Source organism: Streptomyces sp. NPDC102258 (genome assembly GCF_055584685.1).
Window position 1 is genome coordinate 279,615 of sequence record NZ_JBVJLO010000008.1, and the last position, 22,964, is coordinate 302,578.

Here is a 22,964-nt window from a genome sequence, read left to right on the forward strand (position 1 = left end):
GAGGAAGACCCAAAATGGCCTAGCCGACGGAGCTGTAGGCCACTACACCCCGAAGCAGGGCGTCCACGGCCTTGCGGGCATTTCGCGCCACCGTGCTGCCGCTCTCCGAGGAGGGCGGCGCCGAGGAGGCCGGGGCGGCCGCCGCGATCTGCCCGAGGACGTCGATGACCTGCTTGCACCAGCGTACGAAGTCACCGGCCGGCATCTCCGCCTCGCGCAGCACCTCGTCCAGGCTCTTGCCGGAGGCCCACTGGTAGGCCGCCCACGCGAAGCCGAGGTCCGGCTCGCGCTGGCCCACGCCCTCCGCCTGGTTGATGCGGTGCTCCTCCTCCAGCGCGTCGAGCCGGCCCCAGATCCGCACCATCTCGCCGAGGGCGGCCTTCGCCGCGCCGCCCGGTACCTTCGGCGCCACCGCGTCGTCGGACTGGCGCGCCTCGAACACCAACGCGGAGACGCAGGCGGCCAGTTCCGCCGGGGGCAGCCCCTCCCACACTCCCTCGCGCAGGCATTCCGAGGCCAGCAGGTCGAGCTCGCCGTAGAGCCGGGCGAGCCGCTTGCCGTGCACGGTGACCTCGTCCTCGCGCAGGTAGTCCAGTTCGGTGAGCAGCGCGTGGATGCGGTCGAAGGTACGGGCGATGGTGTTCGTCCGGCCCTCGATGCGCCGCTCCAGCTGCTGGGTGTCGCGCTTGAGCCGGTGGTAGCGCTCCGCCCAGCGCGCGTGGTCCTCGCGCTCGTCGCAGCCGTGGCATGGGTGCGCCCGCAGCTCGGCGCGCAGCCGGGCGATCTCCCGGTCGTCGGCGGCCGCGGCCCGGCCGGGCCGGTGCCGCTCGGGGCGGATGTGCCCGGCCTTGGTGCGCAGCGCGGTCGCCAGGTCCCGACGGGACTGCGGCGAGCGCGGGTTGAAGGTCTTCGGGATCCGCATCCGGTCGATGGCCTCGACCGGGACCGGGAAGTCGATCGCGGCGAGCCGCTTGACCTGCCGCTCGGCGGTCAGCACCAGCGGGCGCGGGCCCTCGGTGTACTCGTGCCCGCGGTGCCCGTTGACCCGCCCGGCGGGCACGCCGGGGTCGAGCACCAGCGCCAGCCCGGCGAACTTGCCGGTCGGCACGTGGATGACGTCGCCCGCCTTGAGCCGCTCCAGCGAACCGGCCGCCTGCGCCCGCCGCTGCGCCGCGCCCTGCTTGGCGAGGTCGTTCTCGCGGTCCTTGAGTTCGCGGCGCAGCCGCGCGTACTCCTCGAAGTCCCCGAGGTGACAGGTCATGCCCTCGCGGTAGCCCGTCAGCCCCTCCTCGTTGCGCTGCACCTGCCGGGAGATGCCGACGACGGAGCGGTCCGCCTGGAACTGCGCGAAGGAGGTCTCCAGCAGTTCGCGGGAGCGGCGGCGCCCGAACTGCTGGACCAGGTTGACGGCCATGTTGTACGAGGGCTTGAAGCTGGAGCGCAGCGGATACGTACGGGTGCCGGCGAGCCCCGCGAGCGCGACGGGGTCCATGCCGCGCTGCCACAGCACCACCGCGTGGCCCTCGACGTCGATGCCGCGCCGCCCGGCCCGGCCGGTGAGCTGCGTGTACTCGCCGGGGGTGATGTCGGCGTGCTGCTCGCCGTTCCACTTGACGAGCTTCTCCAGGATGACCGTGCGCGCGGGCATGTTGATGCCGAGCGCGAGGGTCTCGGTGGCGAAGACGGCCTTGACGAGACCGCGGACGAAGAGTTCCTCCACGACCTCCTTGAAGGTGGGCAGCATGCCCGCGTGGTGCGCGGCGATGCCCCGCTCCAGGCCTTCGAGCCACTCGTAGTAGCCGAGGACGTGCAGGTCCTCGGCCGGGATGGACGCGGTCCGCTCCTCGACGATCTCGCGGACCTTGAGCCGGGCGGTGTCGTCGTTGAGCCGCAGCCCCGCGTACAGGCACTGCTGGACGGCGGCCTCGCAGCCGGCCCGGCTGAAGATGAAGTTGATCGCGGGGAGCAGGTTGTCGCTGTCGAGCCGCGCGATGACCTCGGGGCGGGCGGGGGTCCAGATCCGGCTGCGGGAGCGCCGCTCGCGCTCGCGGTCGGCCTCGCGGACCATCTTGCCGCGCCGCCGGTCCTTGGGGCTGTAGGTGCGGCTGTTCTCCTCGCGGGCCATGCGCAGCAGGTCGGGGTTGACCTCGCGGCGCGCGGAGCCGCGGCCGCCGTGGTCGGACTCCTCCTCGAAGAGGTCGTAGACCCGGCGGCCGGCCATGACGTGCTGCCACAGCGGGACGGGCCGCTCCTCGGAGACGATCACCTCGGTGTCGCCGCGCACGGTGTCGAGCCAGTCGCCGAACTCCTCGGCGTTGGAGACCGTCGCCGACAGGGAGACCAGGGTCACCGACTCGGGGAGGTGGATGATCACTTCCTCCCAGACGGCCCCGCGGAACCGGTCGGAGAGGTAGTGCACCTCGTCCATCACGACGTAGCCGAGGCCCAGGAGCGACCGGGAGCCCGCGTACAGCATGTTGCGGAGCACCTCGGTGGTCATCACGACCACCGGCGCATCGGAGTTGACGCTGTTGTCACCGGTCAGCAGGCCCACCTGGGCGGCGCCGTAGCGCTTGACGAGGTCGGCGTACTTCTGGTTCGACAGGGCCTTGATGGGCGTCGTGTAGAAGCACTTGCGGCCCTGCTGGAGGGCCAGGTGCACGGCGAACTCGCCCACGATGGTCTTGCCCGAACCGGTGGGGGCGGCCACCAGCACGCCCTTGCCGGCCTCCAGTGCCTTGCAGGCCTCGACCTGGTACGGGTCCAGGTCGAATTCGTACATCTCGCGGAAGGGGGCCAGGGCGGAGGCCTCTTCGGCGGCGCGGATCCGGGCAGCGGCGTACCGCTCCGCGGGTGAGAGTTCTTCGGTCATCTTGTCTTGGAGCCTACCCGCCACCCCTGACAACAGTCGCGATCATTTGGGCGAGCGGCCGGGGCCCCGGGCCTCCGCACGCGGCCGTCGGCGGGAGCGTGCGGAGGCCCGGCCCGGAGGGACCCGGCAGGGGAACCTGCCCGGACCCGTCAGGTGGCGTCGTCGTAGCCGTTGATCTGGCGGCGGCCGCCGTCCGCCTGGCCGGGGAGGGCCGAGGGGGCCGGGGGCTCCTGCGGTGCGCCGATGGGCGCCGGCGTGAGGTCCAGGTCGGAGGCCTCGTCGTCGTCCAGCCCGGCGTCCGGGTTGGCCCTTCGGCGGCGCCGGTCGTTGAGGTAGCAGACGCCGAGGGCGAGGAAGTACAGGGCCACGATCGGCGACGCCAGCGTCAGCATGGTGAGCGGGTCGCCGGTGGGGGTCGCGAAGGCCGAGAAGATCGTGATCCCGAGGACCATGGCCCGCCACCAGCTCCCCAGCCGCTTGGCCGTGAGGACGCCGGTGAAGTTCAGCAGCACCAGCATCAGCGGCAGCTCGAAGGCCAGGCCGAAGACCACGACCATGCGCGTCACGAGGTCGAGGTAGTCGTCGACCGGCAGCAGGTTCTTGACGTGGTCGGGGGTGAAGCCGAGGAGGATCTCCGCCGTCTGCGGCAGGATCTTGTACGCGAGCACCGCGCCGGCGAGGAAGAGCGGGGCGCCGACCGCCACGAAGCTCAGCGCGTACTTCTTCTCGTTGCGGTGCAGGCCGGGGGCGGCGAAGGCCCACAGCTGGTACAGCCAGATCGGCGCGGAGAAGACGATGCCCGCCGACAGGCCGACCTTGAGCGCGATGGAGAAGGGCGCGGTCAGGCCGTTCGTCGTCATCTCGGCGCAGGGCGCGCCGTTGCTCTGGTGGGTGGCGCCGCCCACGCATCCGACGGAGGAGAGCATCGGCTCCAGCAGGAAGTCGATGATGCCCCGGTAGAAGTAGGCCGCGACGACGGTGACCACGATGATCGCCAGGACCGACTTCAGCAGGCGGTTTCTCAGCTCACGCAGGTGCTCGACCAGCGGCATGCGCCCTTCGGCGTCCTTGGCCCGGTCTTCTTTCCCCTGCTTGCGGGCAGACTTGAGCAACCCACGTCCCTTGTCTCGTTGCAGATGACTCGCGCGACGGGCGAACCGCCGGGTGTCAGGCCTGGGTGGTGCGGTTCGGCTCGCTGACCGGGCGGGCGCTGGTGACGTCACCGGGGGCGGCCTGGATGGTGCGCGGGGCGACGACGGGCTGGGCCGGGTCGGCGACCGTAGCGGCGGTGGCGGCGGTGGCGGCGTCCTCGGCCTCGCCGTCCTTCTTCATCGCCTTGGCCTCGCTCTTGAGGATCCGGGCGGACTTGCCCAGGGAGCGGGCCATCTCGGGAAGCTTCTTGGCGCCGAACAGCAGCACGATGACAGCGATGATCAGAAGGATCTCAAGGGGCTTCAGATTGCCGATCATGTGTGTCTTCCTTCTCACCGGAGCGGCTGGTTGTGGTGACCTGGCGATCCCGGACGAAGATCTGGGACCGCTCTGACAAGGATCGTAACCCCCGAGGGTTAACGCCCGGCAATCACCCGGGGTATCCCCGTCTCCTTACGCACCGACGGTACGGCTCCGGCTCCACGGTTTCTATAAGCACGGCTCCCCGAGCGCGCCGGGCCCCGCCGTCCGGTCCCCGTCACCGAATCCCTGGACCGCTACGGACGCACCCCGTGGCCCGCCCGGGCCAGGTCGGCCGCGGCCCGCTCCAGGTCCCCCGAGGCCTCGGTGATCCGGCGGCTGGCCAGGGCCACCTGACCGGCCAGCCGGCGCACCTCCAGGAAGACCCGCAGGGCCAGGACGGCGAGGACGGCGACCCCGAGGAACCCCAGGGCGAGAGCGAGCATCGGCCACAGCATGGGACGAGCCTAGCGCCCCCGGTTCACAGGCCGCGCAGGGTGCTCACCCCGCCGCCGGTCAGCAGCTCCACGATCCGCTCCCCCGCCGGTTTGCGTACCGCCGCCGCGCACCGCGGGCAGGTGAAGGAGTAGAAGGTGCTCCGCCGGCCGCCGATCACCAGGCGCAGCGCGTCCGCCGCGAGCTCGAAGCGGTCCCGGCACTCGGGGCAGGCCGCCTTGAAGGTGACCGGCGCCGGTCCGGACGAGGATCCCGATGACGGTGACATCGCTCCCCGCTCCCCCTAGACCTGTTCCCCGTACCCCGCGAGCGCCTCCGCGGCGGCCTTCCGCGCGCTCTGCGCCAGCTCCGGCGGGGACACGATCCGCCCGTCCCGGCCCAGGCGCAGCGCCAGGCGGCGCAGGGAGGCCGGGTCGGGGCTGCGCAGGGTGATCCGCAGGCCCCCGTCGGGCCGCTCCTCGGCGCTGTCGTGCGGGTAGTACTCGGCGACCCAGCGCCCGCCGGGCCCCACCTCGACCACCACCTCCGGGTCCTCGGCGGCCGGCTGGACCAGCCCCTCGGACAGGTCGCGGGGCTCGATGGCGGGCGGCTCGGCCCGCTCGTCGAGCAGCCGGATCTCGGCCACCCGGTCCAGGCGGAAGGTGCGCCGGGCCTCCGAGAGGTGGCACCACCCCTCCATGTACGTGTGGCCGACCGCGAAGAGCCGGATCGGGTCGACGGTGCGCTCGGTCAGCTCGTCCCGGGCGGGCGAGTAGTAGCGCAGCCACAGCCGGCGCCGCTCGGCGATGGCCCGGTCCACGTCGGCGAAGACCCCGCCCTCGGATTCGAAGGTCACCGACAGCCGGGCGCTGGCCCCGGCCACCTCGCCCGCGGCGGCCTCCAGCTTGGCGGTCGCCCGCAGCAGCGCGTCCCGGTCGCTCTCGCGCAGGCCCGGCAGGGTGGCCACCGCGCGGGCGGCGACCAGCAGGGCGGTCGCCTCGTCGGCGGCCAGGCGCAGCGGCTCCGCGGTGGACTCCCCCGAGGCGTCGGGATTGCGCCACCAGATGCGCTCCCCGTCGGTGTCGATGTCGAGCAGGTCCCCGCCGCGGAAGCTGGTCCCGCACATGGGGAGCACGTCGAGGTCCGAGATCAGCTCGTCCTCGGAGATCCCGAAGGCCCGGGCCACGTCGGCGACGTGCGCCCCCGGGCGCTCGCGCAGGTAGGTGACCAGGGACAGCATCCGGCGGGTCTGGTCGATGGCGTTGGCAGCCATGCTGGTACGTCTCCCCCTCAGGGCGTTGCTACGGAAGGTGCGGTGGGCCGGGGGCTTCAGCCCCGGGCGACGGCGCGCAGCCGGTCCACCACGTCGGCCCGCAGATCGGCGGGCTCCACCACGACGACGTCGGGCCCGAACTCCACGAGCCAGGCGTCCAGCCCGTGCCCGTACGGGATCTCCAGCTCGTCCCATCCGTCCGAGCCCTCCCGCACCGCGGTGGCCTTCGCCCGCAGCGGGTACCCGGCGCCGGCCCGCAGCCGGATCAGCGCGGAACGCTCGGCGCCCTCACCGGCCCAGCTCGCCACGGTCTCCCGTACCGTCACCACGTCGGGCACCTCGGCGGTGTACTTCGCGGCTCGCGAGCGCACCTTGCCGGTGATCCGGGAGAGCCGGAAGACGCGCTCCGCCCCGCGGTCGCGGTCGTAGCCGGCCAGGTACCAGTGGCCGCGCCAGCACTCCAGGGCCCACGGCTCGACCTGGCGGGGCTCGGGCCGGGCCGCGTTGGACTTGCGGTACTCGAACACCACCGGCCGCCGGTCCCGGCAGGCCAGCATCAGCGGCTCGAACGCCGCCTCGTGGACCGGGATGCGCGGCTCGATGGCGCTGTGCTGCCCCTCGTACGGGTCACCCGCCTCCGGCATTCCGCCGGCCCGCAGTTTCTGCAGGGCGCCGTTGGCCGCGCCGGCCAGCCGGGCCTGCTGCCACACCTTGGCCGCCAGACCCAGCGCCGCGGCCTCCTCGGCGTCCAGGGACACCGGCGGCAGCCGGTTGCTGTCCCGGCGGGCCAGGTAGCCGGTCTCCCCCTCCAGGTTCTCCACCGTCTCGATCACCAGGCCGAGTTCGCGCAGGTCGTCCTTGTCGCGCTCGAACATCCGGTTGAAGGACTCGTCGTTCCCGGCTTCCAGGTACGCCTCGATGGAGCCGCGCAGCTCGCGCTTGCTGAGGGGACGCCGGGTCCCCAGCAGACACAGCGCCAGATTCATCAGCCGCTCGGCCTTGGCAATCGCCATCGACGCCGTTCCCCCGCTCCTCGACACACACTCGTGACCGTTGACCGTACCGCCCCGGCGGTCCCGGACAAAAGCGAGGGCCCCCGCCTCATGGCGGGGGCCCTCGCGACGGCTGCCGGTGGATCAGGCGGCCATCAGGTCACAGACGAAGATCAGCGTCTCGCCCGGGGCGATCGCGCCGCCCGCGCCACGGTCGCCGTAGGCGAGGTGGGCGGGGATCGTCAGCTTGCGGCGGCCGCCGACCTTCATGCCCGCGATGCCCAGGTCCCAGCCCGCGATGACGCGGCCGGCACCGAGCGGGAACTGCAGCGCGGAGCCGCGGTTCCACGAAGCGTCGAACTCCTCGCCGGTGGAGAAGGCCACGCCCACGTAGTGGACGGAGACCATGGCACCGGCCTTGGCCTCGGCGCCGTCGCCCTCCCAGATGTCCTCGATGACGAGGTCGGTGGGAACCGGGCCCTCGGGGAAGTCGATCTCGGGCTTTTCGAGCTTGTCGCTCACGGAACTGCTCCTCATAGGTACGAACCGGTCAACCGGAACAGTCTTACACTGCTCCGACGATGTCCACGACGAAGACCAGCGTGGAGTTGGCCGGCAGGTCCTCACCCTTGGCCTGATCCTTGTACGCCTGCTCCGGCGGGATCACCAGCAGCACCCGGCTGCCGACCTTCTTGCCCACCAGGCCCTTGTCCCAGCCCTCGATGACCTGGCCCTGGCCGATCGCGGTCGAGAACGGCGCCCCGGTCTTCCAGGACGTGTCGAACAGCTTCGCCGCGTCCTTGCCCTGGTTCGGCGCCCACGCCGCACCGCTGTACTGCATGTACACGGTCTGGCCGGACTTGACCTCCGGGCCCTTGCCCTCGATCAGGACCTTGTCGACCAGCTCCTTCGGAGGGTCGTTCTTCGGGATCGTGATCGTCGCGGCCTCGTCCTTGTCCGCCTTGACCTGCGGCAGCTCGGACGGGATCGGCGCCTGCGTGCCCTCGGCCTTCTTCGGCATCACCGAGTCGAGGTCCAGGACGAAGACCAGGTTGTCGGTCGGGCCGACCCCCAGCTGCGGCTGGCCCTGCGCACCGAACGCCGCCGCCGGCGGAGCCACGACCAGCACGCGGCTGCCGACCTTCTTGCCCACCACCGAGTCGCTGAACAGCGGCAGGATCTGCTGCGAACCGGCCGGGACGACCAGGGGCTGGCCGTCCTTGTCGTAGGAGCCCTGGAGGTCCTTGCCGCTCTTCCAGACCTTGCCGGTGTACTTCGTCAGGACGAGGTCGTCCTTCTTGATCTCCGGGCCGGTGCCCTCCGTGACGGTGTGCACCACGAACTTGCCGCTCGGCTCGCCCTTGGGGACGGTGATCTCCGCCTTCTTCCCCGTCTCACCCGCCACCGAGGGCATCGGGTTCGCCGCGTCCACCGGCTTCGGGACGTCCGCGGGCTTCGAGGCGTCGGCCGACGGGGACGCCGAGTCCTTCTTCTTCCCGGAGTCGTCGCCTCCTCCGCAGGCCGCGGTGAGCATCAGAGCCGGCACGATGAGCGCGGCAGCAAGTCGGCGTCGCACAGTGGTCCTCAGGGTCGCTGGAATGGTCCGTCCTAGCGGCCCACTCTACGGGCTGACCCCTCCGCGACAAGGCCGTGGCGTGCGAAGACCCCGTGCGCGAGCGCGCACGGGGTCCTGCGCCGGCCCGTCTCACATACCGGCGATGAGCTTCTCCACCCGGTCGTCCACCGACCGGAAGGGGTCCTTGCACAGCACGGTCCGCTGCGCCTGGTCGTTGAGCTTCAGGTGCACCCAGTCGACGGTGAAGTCCCGCCGCTGCTCCTGCGCCCGGCGGATGAAGTCCCCGCGCAGCCTGGCCCTGGTCGTCTGCGGGGGCACCGACTTGCCCTCGAAGATCTTCAGATCGTTGCAGACCCGGGCCGCCTGCCCCTTGCGCTCCAGCAGGTAGTACAGCCCGCGCCGGCGGTGGATGTCGTGGTAGGCGAGGTCTATCTGGGCGACCCGCGGATTGGACATCGTCATGTTGTGCTTGGCCCGGTACCGCTCGATCAGCTGGTACTTCATCACCCAGTCGATCTCGGTCCCGATCCGGTCCAGGTCCTCCGCCTCGACCGCGTCCAGGGTCCGGCCCCACAGCTCCAGGACCTGCTCGACCACTCCGGTGCGCAGGCCCCGCCGCTCGGCGAAGTCCAGGGCCTTCTCGTAGTACTCGCGCTGGATCTCCAGGGCGGAGGCCTCGCGGCCGCTGGCCAGGCGCACCTTGCGCTGGCCGGTGATGTCGTGGCTGACCTCGCGGATCGCCCGGATCGGGTTCTCCAGGGTCAGGTCCCGCATCACCGTGCCCGCCTCGATCATGCGCAGCACCAGGTCGGTGGCGCCGACCTTGAGCAGCATGGTCGTCTCGGACATGTTCGAGTCCCCGACGATCACGTGGAGCCGCCGGTAGCGCTCGGCGTCCGCGTGCGGTTCGTCGCGGGTGTTGATGATCGGCCGGGAGCGGGTGGTCGCGGAACTGACGCCCTCCCAGATGTGCTCCGACCGCTGGCTGACGCAGTAGACCGCGCCCCGGGGGGTCTGGAGCACCTTGCCCGCGCCGCAGATCAGCTGGCGCGTGACGAGGAAGGGAATCAGGATGTCCGCCAGGCGGGAGAATTCTCCGTGCCGGGCCACGAGGTAGTTCTCGTGACAGCCGTACGAATTGCCCGCCGAGTCGGTGTTGTTCTTGAAGAGGTAGACGTCGCCCGCGATTCCCTCCTCGTGCAGGCGGCGTTCTGCGTCGACGAGCAGGCCTTCGAGAATGCGCTCGCCGGCCTTGTCGTGGGTGACCAGTTCGATCAGGTTGTCGCATTCGGGTGTTGCATATTCCGGATGCGATCCCACGTCGAGGTAGAGGCGGGCGCCGTTCCGCAGGAAGACATTGCTGCTGCGGCCCCATGACACAACACGGCGGAAGAGGTAGCGCGCCACTTCGTCAGGAGACAGTCGGCGCTGTCCCCTGAACGTGCACGTGACGCCGTACTCGTTCTCCAGCCCGAAAATGCGGCGGTCCATGACTGAACATTACGCCTTCTGCCCTCTTCTGAAACTTGGTTCGAGAGCGGCGTTCCGATCAGTTTCCGACGAACGGCTCCGACAGGGCGTCCGCCGAGGCCGCCACCGGGCGGCTTCGACCCGCGCCCGCCAGCGCCCGCTGAGTGGCCATCAGGACCACCAGCGCCGCCACCCCGGCACCCGCGGCCACGGCGAAACCGGCCGTCGACCCGCCCAGTTCCACGGACGGACCCGCCGCCGCCGTACCGATCGCGGCGCCCACCCCGAAGAAGGTGACCAGCCAGGAGAAGGCCTCCGTCACCGTGCCCGCCGGAGCGTGCCGGTCCACCACGATGAACGCGCACGCCAGACACGGCGCCAGGAACACGCCGGCCACCGCGGCCAGTACCGACATCGACACCGGACCCACCGACAGCATCAGCGGCAGATAGCCCAGCGCCAGCAGCCCCACCAGCACCAGCAGCCGCCGCTCCGGCGCGCCCGCCCACTGCCGGGCCCCGTACGTCACCCCGCCGGCGAGCGCGCCCAGACCCAGCGCCGCCATCATCCAGCCGTACACCGCCGTACCGCCGTGGCCGTCGGAGTACGCGATCGCCGCCACCGTGATGGAACCCAGCGCCATGCCCACGAAGAAGAAGGCCCCCAGCAGCGCCAGCAGCCCGCGCGAGCGCAGCGCCCCCAGCCAGTGCGCCTCGCGCGGCGCCGAACGCCACGTCCGCGAGGGCTCGGAGACCACCACCGACAGCGCGCCCAGCACCCCGATGACGTTCAGCCCGACCAGCGCCGCGGCCGGGGACCACAGCGACACGAACAGCGTCACCAGCAGCGGCCCGACCGTGAACATGACCTCCTGCGCCACCGCGTCCATGGCGTACGCGGCGTGCACCCGCTCCTCCTTGCCGCCCAGCACGCTCGGCCACAGCGCCCGCAGGCCGCCCTCCAGCGGCGGGGTGAACAGGCCCGCGACCACCACCGCCGTGTAGGCGACCGCGGCCGACCCGATGCCCGCGCAGGCCAGCCAGACCATGCCCAGCGCCGAGAGCACCGCCGCCGGCAGCTGCACCCGCGGCTGCCCGTACAGGTCCACGGCCCGGCCCAGCAGCGGCTGGCCCACCGCGTTGCCCACCCCGTACACGGCCGCGAGCGCACCCGCCAGGCTGTAGCTGCCGCCCTCGCCGCGGACGAACATCACGATCGCGATCGACGCGACCCCGTTCGGCAGCCGGCCCACGAGCGTGCCCACCAGCAGCCGCGCGGCGTGCCGGGTCCTGAGCAGTTCCGCGTATCCCGCGGCCATGTCCGCCCCCTTCTGCCCGGACCCTGCCGGGGTAATACGTATAACCTGACCCGTCATACGTACCATGGCCGCAGACCCGGGGTCCACCCGGCGGACCCCCGGCACCCCGCCCCACCTCGCACTTCAGGAGCCCCCTGTGACGAGACCCACCAGCCGCGACGTCGCGACGGCCGCCGGGGTCTCCCAGGCCACCGTCTCCCTCGTCCTCGGCGACAAATGGCGCGGCCGCGTCTCCGAGCGCACCGCCCACCTCGTCCGCCAGGCCGCCACCGACCTCGGCTACCGGCCCAACCTCGCCGCCCGCAACCTCCGCCTCGGCAGCACCCGCACCGCCCTCCTCGTCGTCCCCGCCCTCACCAACGAGTTCTTCGCCCGCGTCTACACCGGCGCCGCCCGCATCGCCTCCGCCCACGGCTTCGGCGTCGTCCTCTACCCCTCCCCCGACGGCACCGGCCCCGCCCGCGACCCCTTCGCCTCCGCCCGCGCCGCCCTCGACGGCGTCATCGCCTCCTCCATGGCCGCCGACGCCCTCGACGCCATCGGCGGCGACGGCCTCCCCCTCGTCATGCTCGACAGCGACCCCGCCACCGGCAACGCCGCGGCCCACGTCAACCTCGCCATGACCGACGGCGTCCACCAGGTCTGCGCCCACCTCCTGGACCTCGGCCACCGCCGCTTCCTCCACCTGGCCTCCGCCGTCGACTCCTGGACCTTCGACATCCGCGCCCGGGCCCTCGCCGCCCGCCTCGGCCCCCGCGCCGACCTGCGCACCGTCCGCGCCGACCTCAGCGTCGACGCAGCCCGCACCGCCATGGAGCACGCCCTCGCCACCCCCCACGAGCGGCCCACCGCCATCGTCTGCGACGACGACATCCTCGCCGCCGGCGCCTGCAAGGCCGCCCGCCGCCTCGGCCTGCGCGTCCCCGAGGACCTCTCCGTCACCGGCTTCGACGACCTCGCCCTCGCCACCGCCGTCGAACCGGAGCTCACCACCGTCCGCCTCCCCGCCGAGCGCGTCGGCGAAGAAGGCATGACCGCCCTCCTCTCCGTCCTCGACGGCTCCCCCTACACCGCCGCCGACATCCCCGTCACGCTCGTCGTCCGCGACTCCACCGGCCCGGCCCCCACCCGCTGAACGCGAAGGGCCCCGGCCCGCCGCGAACGGCAGACCGGGGCCCCACGACACGCACCGCCTACTCGGCGTCGTCCTCCGGCGCCTCGTCGTTCGACACGGCGTCCGCCTGGGCGTCCGCCGGAACGTCCGCCTCCAGCAGCCGCGCCAGCTGTCGGCCGCGGATCCGCTTGAACTTGCGCTGCTGCGCCCGCGTCCGGTCCAGCACCGCCACCTCCAGCCGCTCCGCCGGAATCGCCTTGTCGGCGCCGTTGGCCTGGCTGGACAGCGCCTGCACCGCCAGCTTCAGCGCCTCGGACAGGGTCATCCCGTCCTGGTGGCGCTGATCCAGGAACGTACTGATCTGCTCGGCGTTGCCGCCGACCGCGACCGAACCGTGCTCGTCCACGATCGACCCGTCGTGCGGCAGCCGGTAGATCTGGTCACCGGCCGCCGTGGCACCCACCTCGGCGACGACCAGCTCCACCTCGTACGGCTTCTCACCGGCCGACGAGAAGATCGTGCCGAGCGTCTGGGCGTACACGTTGGCCAGCCCGCGGGCCGTCACGTCGTCACGGTCGTAGGTGTATCCGCGCAGATCGGCATAGCGCACGCCGCCGATCCGCAGGTTCTCGTACTCGTTGTACTTGCCGGCGGCCGCGAAGCCGATCCGGTCGTAGATCTCGCTGAACTTGTGCAGCGCGCGGGACGGGTTCTCGCCGACGAACACGATGCCGTCGGCGTACTGCAGCACGACCAGGCTGCGGCCGCGGGCGATGCCCTTGCGGGCGTATTCCGCCCGGTCGGCCATGGCCTGCTGGGGTGACACATAGAACGGAGTCGACACCGGCTGTCCGTCCCTTTCTTCTGGGCTCCTACGGGGCGACGGATGGTCAGAGCAGGGCGGCGCGCGGGCCGTCGGGCTGCTCAAGACGACGGTTGGTGACCGCACGGGCGAGTTCCTGCGACTCCTCGTCGGTCAGCCTGCGGAAGCCCTCGTCGGTGATGACGGTGACGATCGGATAGATGTGCCGGTACAGGTCCGGCCCACCGGTCGCCGAGTCGTCGTCGGCCGCGTCGTACAGCGCCTGCACGACCAGGGTGGTGGCCTGCTCCTCCGTCAGGTCGGGACGGAACAGCTTCTTCATCGAGCCCCGGGCGAAGATCGAACCGGAACCGGTGGCGGCGTAGCCGTGCTCCTCGGAGCGGCCGCCGGTGACGTCGTAGGAGAAGATCCGGCCCTTCTCCTTGGCCTCGTCGTACCCCGCGAACAGCGGCACGACCGCCAGACCCTGCATCGCCATGCCCAGATTGCTCCGGATCATGGTGGACAGCCGGTTGGCCTTGCCCTCCAGGGAGAGGGTGGTCCCCTCGACCTTCTCGAAGTGCTCCAGCTCCAGCTGGAACAGCTTGACCATCTCCACGGCCAGGCCGGCCGTACCGGCGATGCCCACCGCGGAGTACTCGTCGGCCGGGAACACCTTCTCGATGTCCCGCTGCGCGATCATGTTCCCCATGGTCGCCCGCCGGTCACCGGCGAGGACGACCCCGCCGGGGAAGGTGGCGGCCACGATGGTCGTCCCGTGCGGCGCCTCGATGACGCCCTCGGGCAGCTTGCGGTTGCCCGGCAGCATCTCGGGCGAGTGCGCCCCCAGGAAGTCCATGAAGGACGAAGACCCCGGCGTCAGGAAGGCTGCCGGTAGACGCCCTGTGCTACGAGTGTTGGGTTCCACAGGTTTCCTTCCACGTAAGCGGCTGCACGCCGTATGACGTCCGGCCGATCCTCGAACTGCCCCCGGGCTCCGGTACTACCGGCGCCCGGTACGCCTCGGACCTTACCCGTCTGATGATCGTGATCAACCTGCCCGGACGGGCCCGTTCGGACGGCCGGACGGGAAGGCCGTGCGCAAGGCCGCTCATCGCGTCGCGCACGGCACTCCACCCGCCGATCTACCTTCGATTCGAAGGCAAGAGGGCCTTACTGGCCGCCCTTTTGAACGAAGGAGCGCACGAAGTCCTCGGCATTCTCTTCGAGCACATCATCGATTTCGTCGAGTACGGAGTCGACGTCGTCGGAGAGCTTCTCCTGGCGCTCCTTGAGATCGGTCGATTCCTCGACCGCCGCCTCCTCGACCTCCTCGGTCGAGCGCGTCGCCTTCTGCTGTCCGCCGCCGGTGTCCTTGGTCGCCATGTCTACCTCACCCCGCTCGGTTCGCACGCTCACACGGAGAGACCCCGGGTTCGGGACCCTCAAGATCAGACCCTACGTCGGACCCTACAAGGAGGGTCCGCATTCGTCCCGGCACTTTCCTCAACGTCCGGGCTTTCTCATGATTCCCGGCCGGGAGGGCTTTCAGCCGCGCTCACTGCCCCGAAAGCACCCGCACCAGGTCCTCCGCCGTACGGCAGCGGTCCAGGAGCTCCTTGACGTGGTTGCGGGTCCCCCGCAGGGGTTCCAGGGTCGGGACCCGCTGGAGGGAGTCCCGGCCCGGGAGGTCGAAGATCACCGAGTCCCAGGAGGCCGCCGCGACGTCGTCCGCGTACTGCTCCAGGCAGCGGCCGCGGAAGTACGCCCGGGTGTCCTCCGGGGGCTTGCTCTCGGCCCGCTCGACGGCCGGCTCCTCCAGGAGCCGCTTCATCTTCCCGCGGGCGGCCAGCCGGTTGTACAGGCCCTTCTCGGGCCGTACGTCCGCGTACTGGAGGTCCACCAGGTGCAGCCGCGCCGCGTCCCAGCCCAGCCCGTCACGCCGGCGGTAGCCCTCCAGGATCTCCCGCTTGGCGACCCAGTCGAGTTCCCCGGACAGGCTCATCGGATCGGTCTCCAGCCGGCCCAGCACGTCCTCCCACCGAGTGAGGACATCCTTGGTCTGCTCGTCCGCGTCCGACCCGAAGCGCTCCTCCACGTACTTCCTGGCCAGCTCGAAGTACTCCATCTGGAGCTGTACGGCGGTCAGCGTCCGCCCGCTGCGCAGCGTGATCAGGTGCTGGAGGTCCGGGTCGTGGGAGACCTGGTGCAGGGTGCGCACCGGCTGGTCCACGGCCAGGTCGACGGTGATGAACCCGTCCTCGATCATGGACAGGACCAGCGCGGTCGTGCCGAGCTTGAGGTACGTGGAGATCTCGGAGAGGTTCGCGTCGCCGATGATCACGTGCAGCCGGCGGTACTTCTCGGCGTCCGAGTGCGGCTCGTCCCGGGTGTTGATGATCGGCCGCTTGAGGGTGGTCTCCAGCCCGACCTCGACCTCGAAGTAGTCCGCGCGCTGGCTGATCTGGAAGCCGTGCTCGCGCCCATCCTGTCCGATGCCGACCCGTCCCGCGCCGGTGACGACCTGGCGGGAGACGAAGAAGGGGGTCAGGTGGCGGACGATCTCCGAGAAGGGGGTCTCCCGCTTCATCAGGTAGTTCTCGTGGGTGCCGTAGGAGGCGCCCTTGTTGTCGGTGTTGTTCTTGTAGAGGTGGATCGGCTGGGCGCCGGGCAGCTGGGCGGCCCGCTCGGCGGCCTCGGCCATGATCCGTTCGCCGGCCTTGTCCCAGAGCACGGCGTCGAGCGGATTGGTGATCTCCGGCGAGCTGTACTCGGGGTGCGCGTGGTCCACGTAGAGCCGCGCGCCGTTGGTGAGGATGACGTTGGCGAGGCCGATGTCCTCGTCGGTGAGCTGGCTGTTGTCGGCGGCCTCGCGGGCGAGGTCGAAGCCGCGGGCGTCCCGCAGCGGATTCTCCTCCTCGAAGTCCCAGCGGGCGCGTCGCGCCCGGTGCATCGCCGCCGCGTAGGCGTTGACGATCTGGGACGAGGTGAGCATGGCATTGGCGTTCGGGTGCCCCGGCACGGAGATCCCGTACTCCGTCTCGATCCCCATTACTCGCCGTACGGTCATGCGGCCCTCCTTGCCCGGCGGCGCTCCCGTTCGGGAGCGGCGCTAAGTACCGCTTGTTCTCCGGTGGGTCATGTGCGGTGTCCGTCCCCGCACTGCGGAGGAGGCGGTACGGAAGAGCCTAGAACCACTCCGCGCTGGTGGGGAGATCATTTCAGTCATGGAATGTGCCCGTCACCGGCTGAAAAGGGCGGCCGGTAAAGCAGTCGGCTGCGGGTGCCCGGTGAGGGCACCCGCAGCCGCCCCGCTCTGTCAGAGGTACTGACCGGTATTCGCCACCGTGTCGATGGAGCGACCGGTGTCCGCGCCTTGCTTTCCGGTGACGAGGGTGCGGATGAATACGATCCGCTCGCCCTTCTTTCCGGAGATGCGGGCCCAGTCGTCCGGGTTGGTGGTGTTCGGCAGGTCCTCGTTCTCCTTGAACTCGTCCACGCACGCCTGGAGGAGGTGGGAGACCCGCAGGCCCTTCTGGTTGTGTTCGAGGAAGGCCTTGATCGCCATCTTCTTCGCCCGGTCCACGATGTTCTGGATCATCGCGCCCGAGTTGAAGTCCTTGAAATAGAGGACTTCCTTGTCGCCGTTGGCGTACGTGACCTCGAGGAAGCGGTTCTCCTCGGTTTCCGCGTACATCTGCTCGACGACGGTCTGGATCATGCTGTGGACCGTGCCGGCCGTGGAGCCCTGGTGCTCGGACAGGTCGTCCGTGTGCAGGGGCAGCGAGGCCTTGAGGTACTTCGCGAAGATGTCCTTCGCGGCCTCGGCGTCCGGGCGCTCGATCTTGATCTTCACGTCGAGGCGGCCGGGCCGCAGGATGGCCGGGTCGATCATGTCCTCGCGGTTGGAGGCGCCGATGACGATGACGTTCTCCAGGCCCTCCACGCCGTCGATCTCGGCGAGCAGCTGGGGGACGATGGTGTTCTCCACGTCCGAGCTGACGCCGGATCCGCGGGTGCGGAAGAGGGATTCCATCTCGTCGAAGAAGACGATGACGGGGGTGCCCTCGCTCGCCTTCTCCCGGGCACGCTGGAAGACGAGGCGGATGTGCCGCTCGGTCTCGCCGACGTACTTGTTGAGGAGCTCGGGGCCCTTGATGTTCAGGAAGTAGGACTTCCCGGCGGGCTGGCCGGTCACCTCGGCGACCTTCTTGGCAAGGGAGTTGGCCACGGCCTTGGCGATGAGCGTCTTGCCGCAGCCGGGGGGGCCGTACAGCAGGATGCCCTTCGGGGGCCGCAGTTCGTGCTCCTTGAAGAGGTCCGGGTAGAGGTACGGGAGCTCGACGGCGTCGCGGATCAGCTCGATCTGGTCGCCCAGGCCGCCGATCTTGTCGTAGTCGATGTCGGGGACCTCTTCGAGGACGAGTTCCTCGACCTCGCTCTTGGGGACCACTTCGTAGACGTAGCCGGAGCGCGGTTCGAGCAGCAGGGCGTCGCCGGGGCGGATGGTGATGTCCAGGAGCGGCTCGGCGAGCCTCACCACCCTTTCCTCGTCGGTGTGCCCGACCACCAGGGCGCGCTCGCCGTCCTCCAGGATCTCCTTGAGGGTGACGATGTCCCCGGCCCGCTCGTATTCCATGGCCTCGACCACGTTGAGCGCTTCGTTGAGCATGACCTCCTGGCCGCGCCGGAGGTCTTCCGGCTCGACGCTGGGGCTGACGTTCACCCGGAGCTTGCGGCCGCCGGTGAAGATGTCGACGGTGCCGTCCTCGTTCGCCTGCAGGAAGACACCGAAGCCGGCCGGCGGCTGTGCGAGCCGGTCGACTTCCTCCTTGAGGGCGACGATCTGGTCGCGGGCCTCACGGAGGGTGTTCGCCAGTCGTTCGTTCTGCGCGGAGACGCCTGCCAGATTCGTCTGGAGCTCGACGATCCGCTCTTCGAGAATCCTCGCGTGCCGCGGAGAGTCGGCGAGCTTGCGTCGCAGGACGGCGATTTCCTGCTCTAGATAGGCAACCTGGCCGGCGGGGTCCTCAGACCCTCGCCCGGGCCGGATGCCGCGGTTGATGTCGTCGTCGTGGGCTGCCACGGTCCTCACCTCCTCCAAGGGGAGCTGGACGCTTCCTGACCCTACCTGGGCTGGTGGTGATTGAAACCCCTAGATCACAAAGACGGTAGAGGTGTGTCCGATCTTCACCCTTGCGTACTCCCTCACGCCAGGGAAATACCCACCCTTCAACATCGGAAAGCAGCCGGTTGTAAGGTCGAAGTGTTCAACACCCGTCAGAGCCCGCGCGACTTGCCGCGAGTTGTGTCCGGGACGGATCGATCAGCGCAGGAAACGGCAGGAGATATGACCGTGCAGCAGGAGGCCCCGACGGGCGGCGCCGGCGAGGCCGGGGAGCCGCTCGAGGTCTGGATCGACCAGGACCTGTGCACCGGCGACGGCATCTGCGTGCAGTACGCCCCCGAGGTGTTCGAGCTGGACATCGACGGTCTGGCGTACGTGAAGACCCCCGAGGACGAGCTGCTGCAGGACGCGGGGGCGACCACTCCGGTTCCGCTGGTGCTGCTCCAGGACGTGGTCGACTCGGCGAAGGAATGCCCCGGTGACTGTATTCACGTAAGGCGCGTTTCGGACAGGGTCGAGGTGTACGGCCCCGACGCGGAGTGACGTTTCAAACACGCGTGGCGGTCGAGTCCGTCAGCTCCTGGCGGAATTTCCCGTCGCTCCAGCGCCACTTGGCGAGCTGCCTCACATCGGGGCTGTAGCGCGGGACCGAGGGCGAGGAGTAGCCGAGGAGGCGGGCGGTGACCGTCCCGTCGCTCACGGTGAGCCCGCTGGCGGTCTGCCGGCGGGCGGCGTCGAGGAGGGTGGCGACGACCCGGGGGGCGGCGCCGGGGCCCTGGCCCGCGGTGAGGACGTAGATCGCGTGGGGCGGGGTTCCGGATCCCGCGTCGCAGCGCACGGCCGCCACCGTTTCGGGGCGGCCGTCGCCGTCGAGGTCGCCCTCGGCGGTGTCGGTGACGGTCTGCGGTATCCCCTTGCAGTCGAGCGGGTACGTGGCCGCGTGCGCGTCGGGGGCGGTGGCCTCCGGGCCGCTCGCGGGGACGGCGGCGGACCGGGGCGCGGCCGCCGGGGCCCCGGTGGCCCGGCCCGGCTGGAACAGGCCCGCGCCGGCGACGACGGCGGCCAGGGCGGTGGCCGTGGCGGCCCAGTGGAGGGGCCGGGCGCGGTGGCGGTCCGGGTGTTCCGCCGACGGGCCGGGCTCCGAGGGGCTGTGCTGCACGCGGGCTGTCTCCTGTGCGCGGGGTGAGGGGGAGCCAGCATCGTGCCACACCTCACACCGGACCGGTACGGCCGGGTCCGACCCGGTACTCCCCCCAACGAAAAGGCGCCGTCGCGCAGTTCCCGGGGTGTCCGGGGAACTGCGCGACGGCGCTCTCGTGTTGGGGGCCGCGGGCGGCCGGGGAGGCTACGCGGAGCGGTCGCTGCCGGGGCCGTCGTAGTCCTCGCCGTAGGCGCCCTTGGAGGGGCGGCGGCGGCGCATCGGGGGCTCGACGCCGTCGGCGAGGCGCCGGGCGGTGACGAGGAAGCCGGTGTGGCCGATCATCCGGTGGTCGGGGCGGACGGCGAGGCCCTCGACGTGCCAGTTGCGGATCATCGATTCCCAGGGCTGCGGCTCGGCGTAGCAGCCGAACTCGCGGATGGACTCGACGGTGCGCGAGAGCTGGGTGGTGGTGGCCACGTAGCAGCACAGGATGCCGCCGGGGACGAGTGCCTTGGAGACGGCTTCCAGGCATTCCCAGGGGGCGAGCATGTCGAGGATCACGCGGTCGACGTCGGTGTCGGACAGGTTGTCCTGGAGGTCGCCGACGGTCAGCTGCCACGCGGGGTGGGGGCCGCCGAAGTAGCGCTCGACGTTGGCCGTGGCGATCTCGGCGAAGTCCGCGCGGCGCTCGTAGCTGTGGAGCATGCCCTGGTCGCCGATGGCGCGCAGCAGGAAGCTGCTCAGGGAGCCGGAGCCCACTCCCGCCTCCACGACGCGGGCGCCGGGGAAGATGTCGGCGAAGGCCAGGATCTGGCCCGCGTCCTTGGGGTAGACCACGGCGGCGCCGCGGGGCATGGACAGGACATAGTCGGGGAGCAGGGGGCGCAGCGCGAGGTACGCGACGTTCCCCGTGGTGCGGACAACACTGCCCTCGGGAGCACCGATCAGCTCGTCGTGCGGGAAGGAACCCTTGTGGGTGTGGAAATTCTTCCCGGCTTCGAGCGTGAACGTGTAGTGGCGGCCCTTGGGGTCGGTGAGCTGAACCTGGTCCCCGACCTCGAAGGGCCCGCGTCGGCGGGCGGCACCGGTCGGTTCGGACATGTGACCAGTGTATTGGCTTCAGGACTGGGGCCGCGCCATGGCCTTCACGAAGGCCTTTTCGACGTCGAGGGTGGACAGGACGCCGTAGATCTCGCCGCTGCCTTCGAGGACGAGGTATTCGCTGGCGGGGTTGGCGCGGAGGTGGTCGAGGAGTTCTTCGCCGGTGAGTTCCGCGGAAACCTTCATGCCGTCGGTGAGGTCCTGGGCGAGGGTGCTGACGGCGACCCAGGGGCGTCGGTGTTCGGGGACGGAGGCGATGGCGCTCTCGCGGACGAGGGCGGTGGGGTCGCCGAGGCCGTCGACGACGACGAGGGCGCGGGCTCCGGCCGCGTTGGCGCGGCGCAGGGCTTCGGAGAGGGGGGTGGCGTTCTCGACGGGGATGGCGCGGCGGGTCAGGGCGCGGGCCTGGAGTTCGGGGAGGTGTTCGCGCAGCCGGGCCAGGCGCAGGCTGTTGCCGGCGCCGGTCCAGATGATGGCGGCGAGGATCGCGGCGAGCAGGGCGTCCATGACGGTGTTCATGCCGCCGATCTCCTGGGTGCGGTTGCCGAGGAGTCCGGTGTGGGTGAGCAGCGGCAGGCCGAGGAGGACGGTGACGGCGAGGCCGCGGCCGACCCAGGCGGCGGCGACGGTGCCGGCCATGGGTTTGCCGGTGATGCCCCAGATGACGGCGCGGAGCATGCGGCCGCCGTCGAGGGGCAGGCCGGGGAGCAGGTTGAAGGCGGCGACCAGCAGGTTGGAGATCATCAGGCCGGCGAGCAGGACGCCGGGGACGGTGGCGGGGTCGACGGCGGTCATGCCGAGGTAGAACGCGCCGGCGAGGGCGAGGGAGAGCAGGGGGCCGACGAAGGCGAGGACGAATTCGCGGCCGGGGGTCTCGGATTCCTTCTCGATCTCGGAGACGCCGCCGAAGAACTGGAGCTGGATGCGGCGCACGGGGAGTTTGAAGCGGAGCGCGGCGATGGTGTGGGCGAGTTCGTGGACGAGGACGGAGGCGTAGAAGGCCACGGCGAAGAAGAGGGAGACGAGGTAGCGGGCCGGGCCGAGGTCGGGCAGGAGCTGGTCGAGCTGGTCGCCGAAGACCCAGGTGATGAGGGCGGCGACGAGGAACCAGCTGGGCGAGACGTAGACGGGCACGCCGAAGGGGCGGCCCATGAGGATCCCGCCGCCCGGATCGGAGCGCTTGGGCCGGCGCTCGCCGGTTTCGTCGGTGTCTGCCACGGTTGTCCTTCGTTCGGTGCCGGGGTGTCCTGCGGTGCCGGAGTGTCCAGTGTGGTCCACGTAGCGCGGTGTGATCCCCTGATCATGCAGTGCGAGGGGCTTCGAGTCGATGGTATGCGCGTGCTGTCGGTGCCGGGTCGTAGGGTTTCACGTATGACGACTACCCCCGGTGCCGCGGCGGACGCGGCCGGCTCCGCTACCTCTTCGGGTGCTTCCCGGCCTTCTTCGCTGTCGCCTTCGCGGGCGGGTGACTTCATGCAGTGCCCGCTGCTGTACCGGTTCCGGGTGATCGACCGGCTGCCGGAGAAGCCGAGTGCGGCGGCGACCCGGGGGACGCTGGTGCACGCGGTGCTGGAGCGGCTGTTCGATCATCCCGCGGAGGAGCGGACGGCGCCGCGGGCGAAGGCGCTGGTGCCGGGGCAGTGGGAGCGGCTGCTGGAGGCGAAGCCGGAGCTGGCGGAGCTGTTCCCGGCGGGGGACGAGGGCGCGGGGCTGGCGCGGTGGCTGACGGAGGCCGAGGCGCTGGTGGAGCGCTGGTTCACGCTGGAGGACCCGACGCGGCTGGAGCCGGTGGAGCGGGAGTTCTTCGTGGAGACGGAGCTGGAGTCGGGGCTGCGCCTGCGGGGGATCATCGACCGGGTGGATGTCGCGCCGACGGGTGAGGTGCGGATCGTCGACTACAAGACGGGGAAGGCGCCGCGGCCGGAGTACGCGGAGGGCGCGCTGTTCCAGATGAAGTTCTACGCGCTGGTGGTGTGGCGGCTGAGGCAGGTGGTGCCGCGGCGGCTCCAGCTGGTGTACCTGGGCAGCGGGGACGTGCTGACGTACGACCCGGTGGTGGCCGATCTGGAGCGGGTGGAGCGCAAGCTGCACGCGTTGTGGGAGGCGATCCGGGAGGCGACGGAGACGGGTGAGTGGCGGCCGCGGCCGACGAAGCTGTGCGGCTGGTGCGATCACCGGTCGGTGTGCCCGGAGTTCGGGGGGACCCCGCCGGTCTATCCGCTGGCGATCGTGCCCCGGCAGCCGGCCGGGGAGGACGGCCCGGACCGGGTCTGACCGTCCGGTCAGGGCA

General features: G+C 70.8%; 23 protein-coding genes. 3 read left to right on the forward strand and 20 right to left on the reverse strand.

All coding sequences use genetic code 11. From position 1 onward, the window contains the following. Nucleotides 1–19 precede the first annotated feature (19 nt). The 11 genes from ACZ6ZT_RS16645 to ACZ6ZT_RS16695 form a co-directional block, all read right to left on the reverse strand. The gene (locus ACZ6ZT_RS16645; protein ID WP_469719882.1) at nt 20–2,872 is read right to left on the reverse strand and encodes a DEAD/DEAH box helicase; all 2,853 of its coding nucleotides are present in this window, start codon (nt 2,870–2,872) and stop codon (nt 20–22) included. A gap of 149 nt (nt 2,873–3,021) precedes the next feature. Further along, nucleotides 3,022–3,984: a twin-arginine translocase subunit TatC gene (gene tatC / locus ACZ6ZT_RS16650; RefSeq protein ID WP_469719883.1), complete on the reverse strand. Its 963-nt coding sequence runs from the start codon at nt 3,982–3,984 to the stop codon at nt 3,022–3,024. A 55-nt stretch (nt 3,985–4,039) separates the two neighbouring features. Next, nucleotides 4,040–4,342, reverse strand: coding sequence for a Sec-independent protein translocase subunit TatA (tatA, locus tag ACZ6ZT_RS16655; RefSeq protein ID WP_469719884.1), 303 nt, complete (start codon nt 4,340–4,342; stop codon nt 4,040–4,042). 239 nt (nt 4,343–4,581) lie between these two features. After that, nucleotides 4,582–4,782 (reverse strand): hypothetical protein, encoded by a 201-nt coding sequence (locus ACZ6ZT_RS16660; RefSeq protein WP_469719885.1) that lies wholly within the window; start codon nt 4,780–4,782, stop codon nt 4,582–4,584. A 23-nt stretch (nt 4,783–4,805) separates the two neighbouring features. Beyond that, nucleotides 4,806–5,048 (reverse strand): hypothetical protein, encoded by a 243-nt coding sequence (locus tag ACZ6ZT_RS16665; RefSeq protein WP_469719886.1) that lies wholly within the window; start codon nt 5,046–5,048, stop codon nt 4,806–4,808. A 15-nt stretch (nt 5,049–5,063) separates the two neighbouring features. Continuing rightward, nucleotides 5,064–6,032 carry a helix-turn-helix transcriptional regulator gene (locus ACZ6ZT_RS16670; protein WP_469719887.1) on the reverse strand — a complete coding sequence of 323 codons (969 nt, stop codon included), beginning with the start codon at nt 6,030–6,032 and terminating at the stop codon, nt 5,064–5,066. Nucleotides 6,033–6,088: 56 nt separating this feature from the next. Then, the gene (locus tag ACZ6ZT_RS16675) at nt 6,089–7,045 is read right to left on the reverse strand and encodes a helix-turn-helix transcriptional regulator (RefSeq protein WP_469719888.1); all 957 of its coding nucleotides are present in this window, start codon (nt 7,043–7,045) and stop codon (nt 6,089–6,091) included. Between the two features lie 123 nt (nt 7,046–7,168). After that, nucleotides 7,169–7,561 carry an FKBP-type peptidyl-prolyl cis-trans isomerase gene (locus ACZ6ZT_RS16680; RefSeq protein WP_266578123.1) on the reverse strand — a complete coding sequence of 131 codons (393 nt, stop codon included), beginning with the start codon at nt 7,559–7,561 and terminating at the stop codon, nt 7,169–7,171. Between the two features lie 28 nt (nt 7,562–7,589). Further along, complete coding sequence (locus ACZ6ZT_RS16685) at nt 7,590–8,600, reverse strand: FKBP-type peptidyl-prolyl cis-trans isomerase (protein ID WP_469719889.1); 1,011 nt, start codon at nt 8,598–8,600, stop codon at nt 7,590–7,592. Between the two features lie 129 nt (nt 8,601–8,729). Beyond that, nucleotides 8,730–10,091 carry a Pup--protein ligase gene (pafA, locus tag ACZ6ZT_RS16690; RefSeq protein ID WP_469719890.1) on the reverse strand — a complete coding sequence of 454 codons (1,362 nt, stop codon included), beginning with the start codon at nt 10,089–10,091 and terminating at the stop codon, nt 8,730–8,732. A gap of 58 nt (nt 10,092–10,149) precedes the next feature. After that, nucleotides 10,150–11,388: an MFS transporter gene (locus ACZ6ZT_RS16695; RefSeq protein ID WP_469719891.1), complete on the reverse strand. Its 1,239-nt coding sequence runs from the start codon at nt 11,386–11,388 to the stop codon at nt 10,150–10,152. A gap of 64 nt (nt 11,389–11,452) precedes the next feature. Here ACZ6ZT_RS16695 and ACZ6ZT_RS16700 point away from each other — a divergent pair, with 64 nt between their 5' ends. Further along, the gene (locus ACZ6ZT_RS16700; RefSeq protein ID WP_469719892.1) at nt 11,453–12,523 is read left to right on the forward strand and encodes a LacI family DNA-binding transcriptional regulator; all 1,071 of its coding nucleotides are present in this window, start codon (nt 11,453–11,455) and stop codon (nt 12,521–12,523) included. A gap of 58 nt (nt 12,524–12,581) precedes the next feature. On the opposite strand, the gene prcA is transcribed toward ACZ6ZT_RS16700, so the two are convergent. The 6 genes from prcA to arc form a co-directional block, all read right to left on the reverse strand. After that, nucleotides 12,582–13,346: a proteasome subunit alpha gene (prcA, locus tag ACZ6ZT_RS16705; protein WP_469719893.1), complete on the reverse strand. Its 765-nt coding sequence runs from the start codon at nt 13,344–13,346 to the stop codon at nt 12,582–12,584. 46 nt (nt 13,347–13,392) lie between these two features. After that, nucleotides 13,393–14,232: a proteasome subunit beta gene (prcB, locus tag ACZ6ZT_RS16710; protein ID WP_469719894.1), complete on the reverse strand. Its 840-nt coding sequence runs from the start codon at nt 14,230–14,232 to the stop codon at nt 13,393–13,395. Continuing rightward, nucleotides 14,184–14,441, reverse strand: a complete 258-nt coding sequence (locus tag ACZ6ZT_RS16715; RefSeq protein WP_469719895.1) for an endonuclease domain-containing protein — start codon at nt 14,439–14,441, stop codon at nt 14,184–14,186. Before ACZ6ZT_RS16715 ends, prcB begins: the two co-directional genes overlap by 49 nt. A gap of 36 nt (nt 14,442–14,477) precedes the next feature. Continuing rightward, on the reverse strand, nt 14,478–14,690 hold the full coding sequence (locus ACZ6ZT_RS16720; protein WP_030016348.1) for a ubiquitin-like protein Pup: 213 nt from the start codon (nt 14,688–14,690) through the stop codon (nt 14,478–14,480). Between the two features lie 172 nt (nt 14,691–14,862). Then, a complete protein-coding gene (gene dop, locus ACZ6ZT_RS16725; protein WP_469719896.1) occupies nt 14,863–16,374 on the reverse strand; it encodes a depupylase/deamidase Dop in 1,512 nt (503 codons plus the stop codon). A gap of 249 nt (nt 16,375–16,623) precedes the next feature. Then, nucleotides 16,624–18,390, reverse strand: a complete 1,767-nt coding sequence (gene arc, locus ACZ6ZT_RS16730) for a proteasome ATPase (RefSeq protein WP_469719897.1) — start codon at nt 18,388–18,390, stop codon at nt 16,624–16,626. 264 nt (nt 18,391–18,654) lie between these two features. Here arc and ACZ6ZT_RS16735 point away from each other — a divergent pair, with 264 nt between their 5' ends. Then, complete coding sequence (locus tag ACZ6ZT_RS16735) at nt 18,655–18,975, forward strand: ferredoxin (protein ID WP_469719898.1); 321 nt, start codon at nt 18,655–18,657, stop codon at nt 18,973–18,975. Nucleotides 18,976–18,979: 4 nt separating this feature from the next. On the opposite strand, the gene ACZ6ZT_RS16740 is transcribed toward ACZ6ZT_RS16735, so the two are convergent. The 3 genes from ACZ6ZT_RS16740 to ACZ6ZT_RS16750 form a co-directional block, all read right to left on the reverse strand. Then, a complete protein-coding gene (locus ACZ6ZT_RS16740) occupies nt 18,980–19,591 on the reverse strand; it encodes a hypothetical protein (protein ID WP_469719899.1) in 612 nt (203 codons plus the stop codon). A 186-nt stretch (nt 19,592–19,777) separates the two neighbouring features. Beyond that, nucleotides 19,778–20,674 (reverse strand): tRNA (adenine-N1)-methyltransferase, encoded by an 897-nt coding sequence (locus ACZ6ZT_RS16745; protein ID WP_030233594.1) that lies wholly within the window; start codon nt 20,672–20,674, stop codon nt 19,778–19,780. Between the two features lie 18 nt (nt 20,675–20,692). Then, the gene (locus tag ACZ6ZT_RS16750; protein WP_469719912.1) at nt 20,693–21,826 is read right to left on the reverse strand and encodes a site-2 protease family protein; all 1,134 of its coding nucleotides are present in this window, start codon (nt 21,824–21,826) and stop codon (nt 20,693–20,695) included. 219 nt (nt 21,827–22,045) lie between these two features. On the opposite strand from ACZ6ZT_RS16750, the gene ACZ6ZT_RS16755 reads away from it, so the two are divergent. Next, nucleotides 22,046–22,948 carry a RecB family exonuclease gene (locus ACZ6ZT_RS16755; RefSeq protein WP_469719900.1) on the forward strand — a complete coding sequence of 301 codons (903 nt, stop codon included), beginning with the start codon at nt 22,046–22,048 and terminating at the stop codon, nt 22,946–22,948. Nucleotides 22,949–22,964 lie beyond the last annotated feature (16 nt).

Coding starts and splice junctions, on each gene's coding strand:
- ACZ6ZT_RS16695 (WP_469719891.1), bottom strand. CDS start 11,388: ATGGCCGCGGGATACGCGGAACTGCTCAGGACCCGGCACGCCGCGCGG.
- ACZ6ZT_RS16750 (WP_469719912.1), bottom strand. CDS start 21,826: ATGGGCCGCCCCTTCGGCGTGCCCGTCTACGTCTCGCCCAGCTGGTTC.
- ACZ6ZT_RS16735 (WP_469719898.1), top strand. CDS start 18,655: ATGACCGTGCAGCAGGAGGCCCCGACGGGCGGCGCCGGCGAGGCCGGG.
- ACZ6ZT_RS16700 (WP_469719892.1), top strand. CDS start 11,453: ATGGCCGCAGACCCGGGGTCCACCCGGCGGACCCCCGGCACCCCGCCC.
- ACZ6ZT_RS16720 (WP_030016348.1), bottom strand. CDS start 14,690: ATGGCGACCAAGGACACCGGCGGCGGACAGCAGAAGGCGACGCGCTCG.
- ACZ6ZT_RS16665 (WP_469719886.1), bottom strand. CDS start 5,048: ATGTCACCGTCATCGGGATCCTCGTCCGGACCGGCGCCGGTCACCTTC.
- pafA (WP_469719890.1), bottom strand. CDS start 10,091: ATGGACCGCCGCATTTTCGGGCTGGAGAACGAGTACGGCGTCACGTGC.
- ACZ6ZT_RS16745 (WP_030233594.1), bottom strand. CDS start 20,674: ATGTCCGAACCGACCGGTGCCGCCCGCCGACGCGGGCCCTTCGAGGTC.
- dop (WP_469719896.1), bottom strand. CDS start 16,374: ATGACCGTACGGCGAGTAATGGGGATCGAGACGGAGTACGGGATCTCC.
- ACZ6ZT_RS16670 (WP_469719887.1), bottom strand. CDS start 6,032: ATGGCTGCCAACGCCATCGACCAGACCCGCCGGATGCTGTCCCTGGTC.
- ACZ6ZT_RS16660 (WP_469719885.1), bottom strand. CDS start 4,782: ATGCTGTGGCCGATGCTCGCTCTCGCCCTGGGGTTCCTCGGGGTCGCC.
- ACZ6ZT_RS16645 (WP_469719882.1), bottom strand. CDS start 2,872: ATGACCGAAGAACTCTCACCCGCGGAGCGGTACGCCGCTGCCCGGATC.
- ACZ6ZT_RS16675 (WP_469719888.1), bottom strand. CDS start 7,045: ATGGCGATTGCCAAGGCCGAGCGGCTGATGAATCTGGCGCTGTGTCTG.
- ACZ6ZT_RS16755 (WP_469719900.1), top strand. CDS start 22,046: ATGACGACTACCCCCGGTGCCGCGGCGGACGCGGCCGGCTCCGCTACC.
- ACZ6ZT_RS16680 (WP_266578123.1), bottom strand. CDS start 7,561: ATGAGGAGCAGTTCCGTGAGCGACAAGCTCGAAAAGCCCGAGATCGAC.
- tatA (WP_469719884.1), bottom strand. CDS start 4,342: ATGATCGGCAATCTGAAGCCCCTTGAGATCCTTCTGATCATCGCTGTC.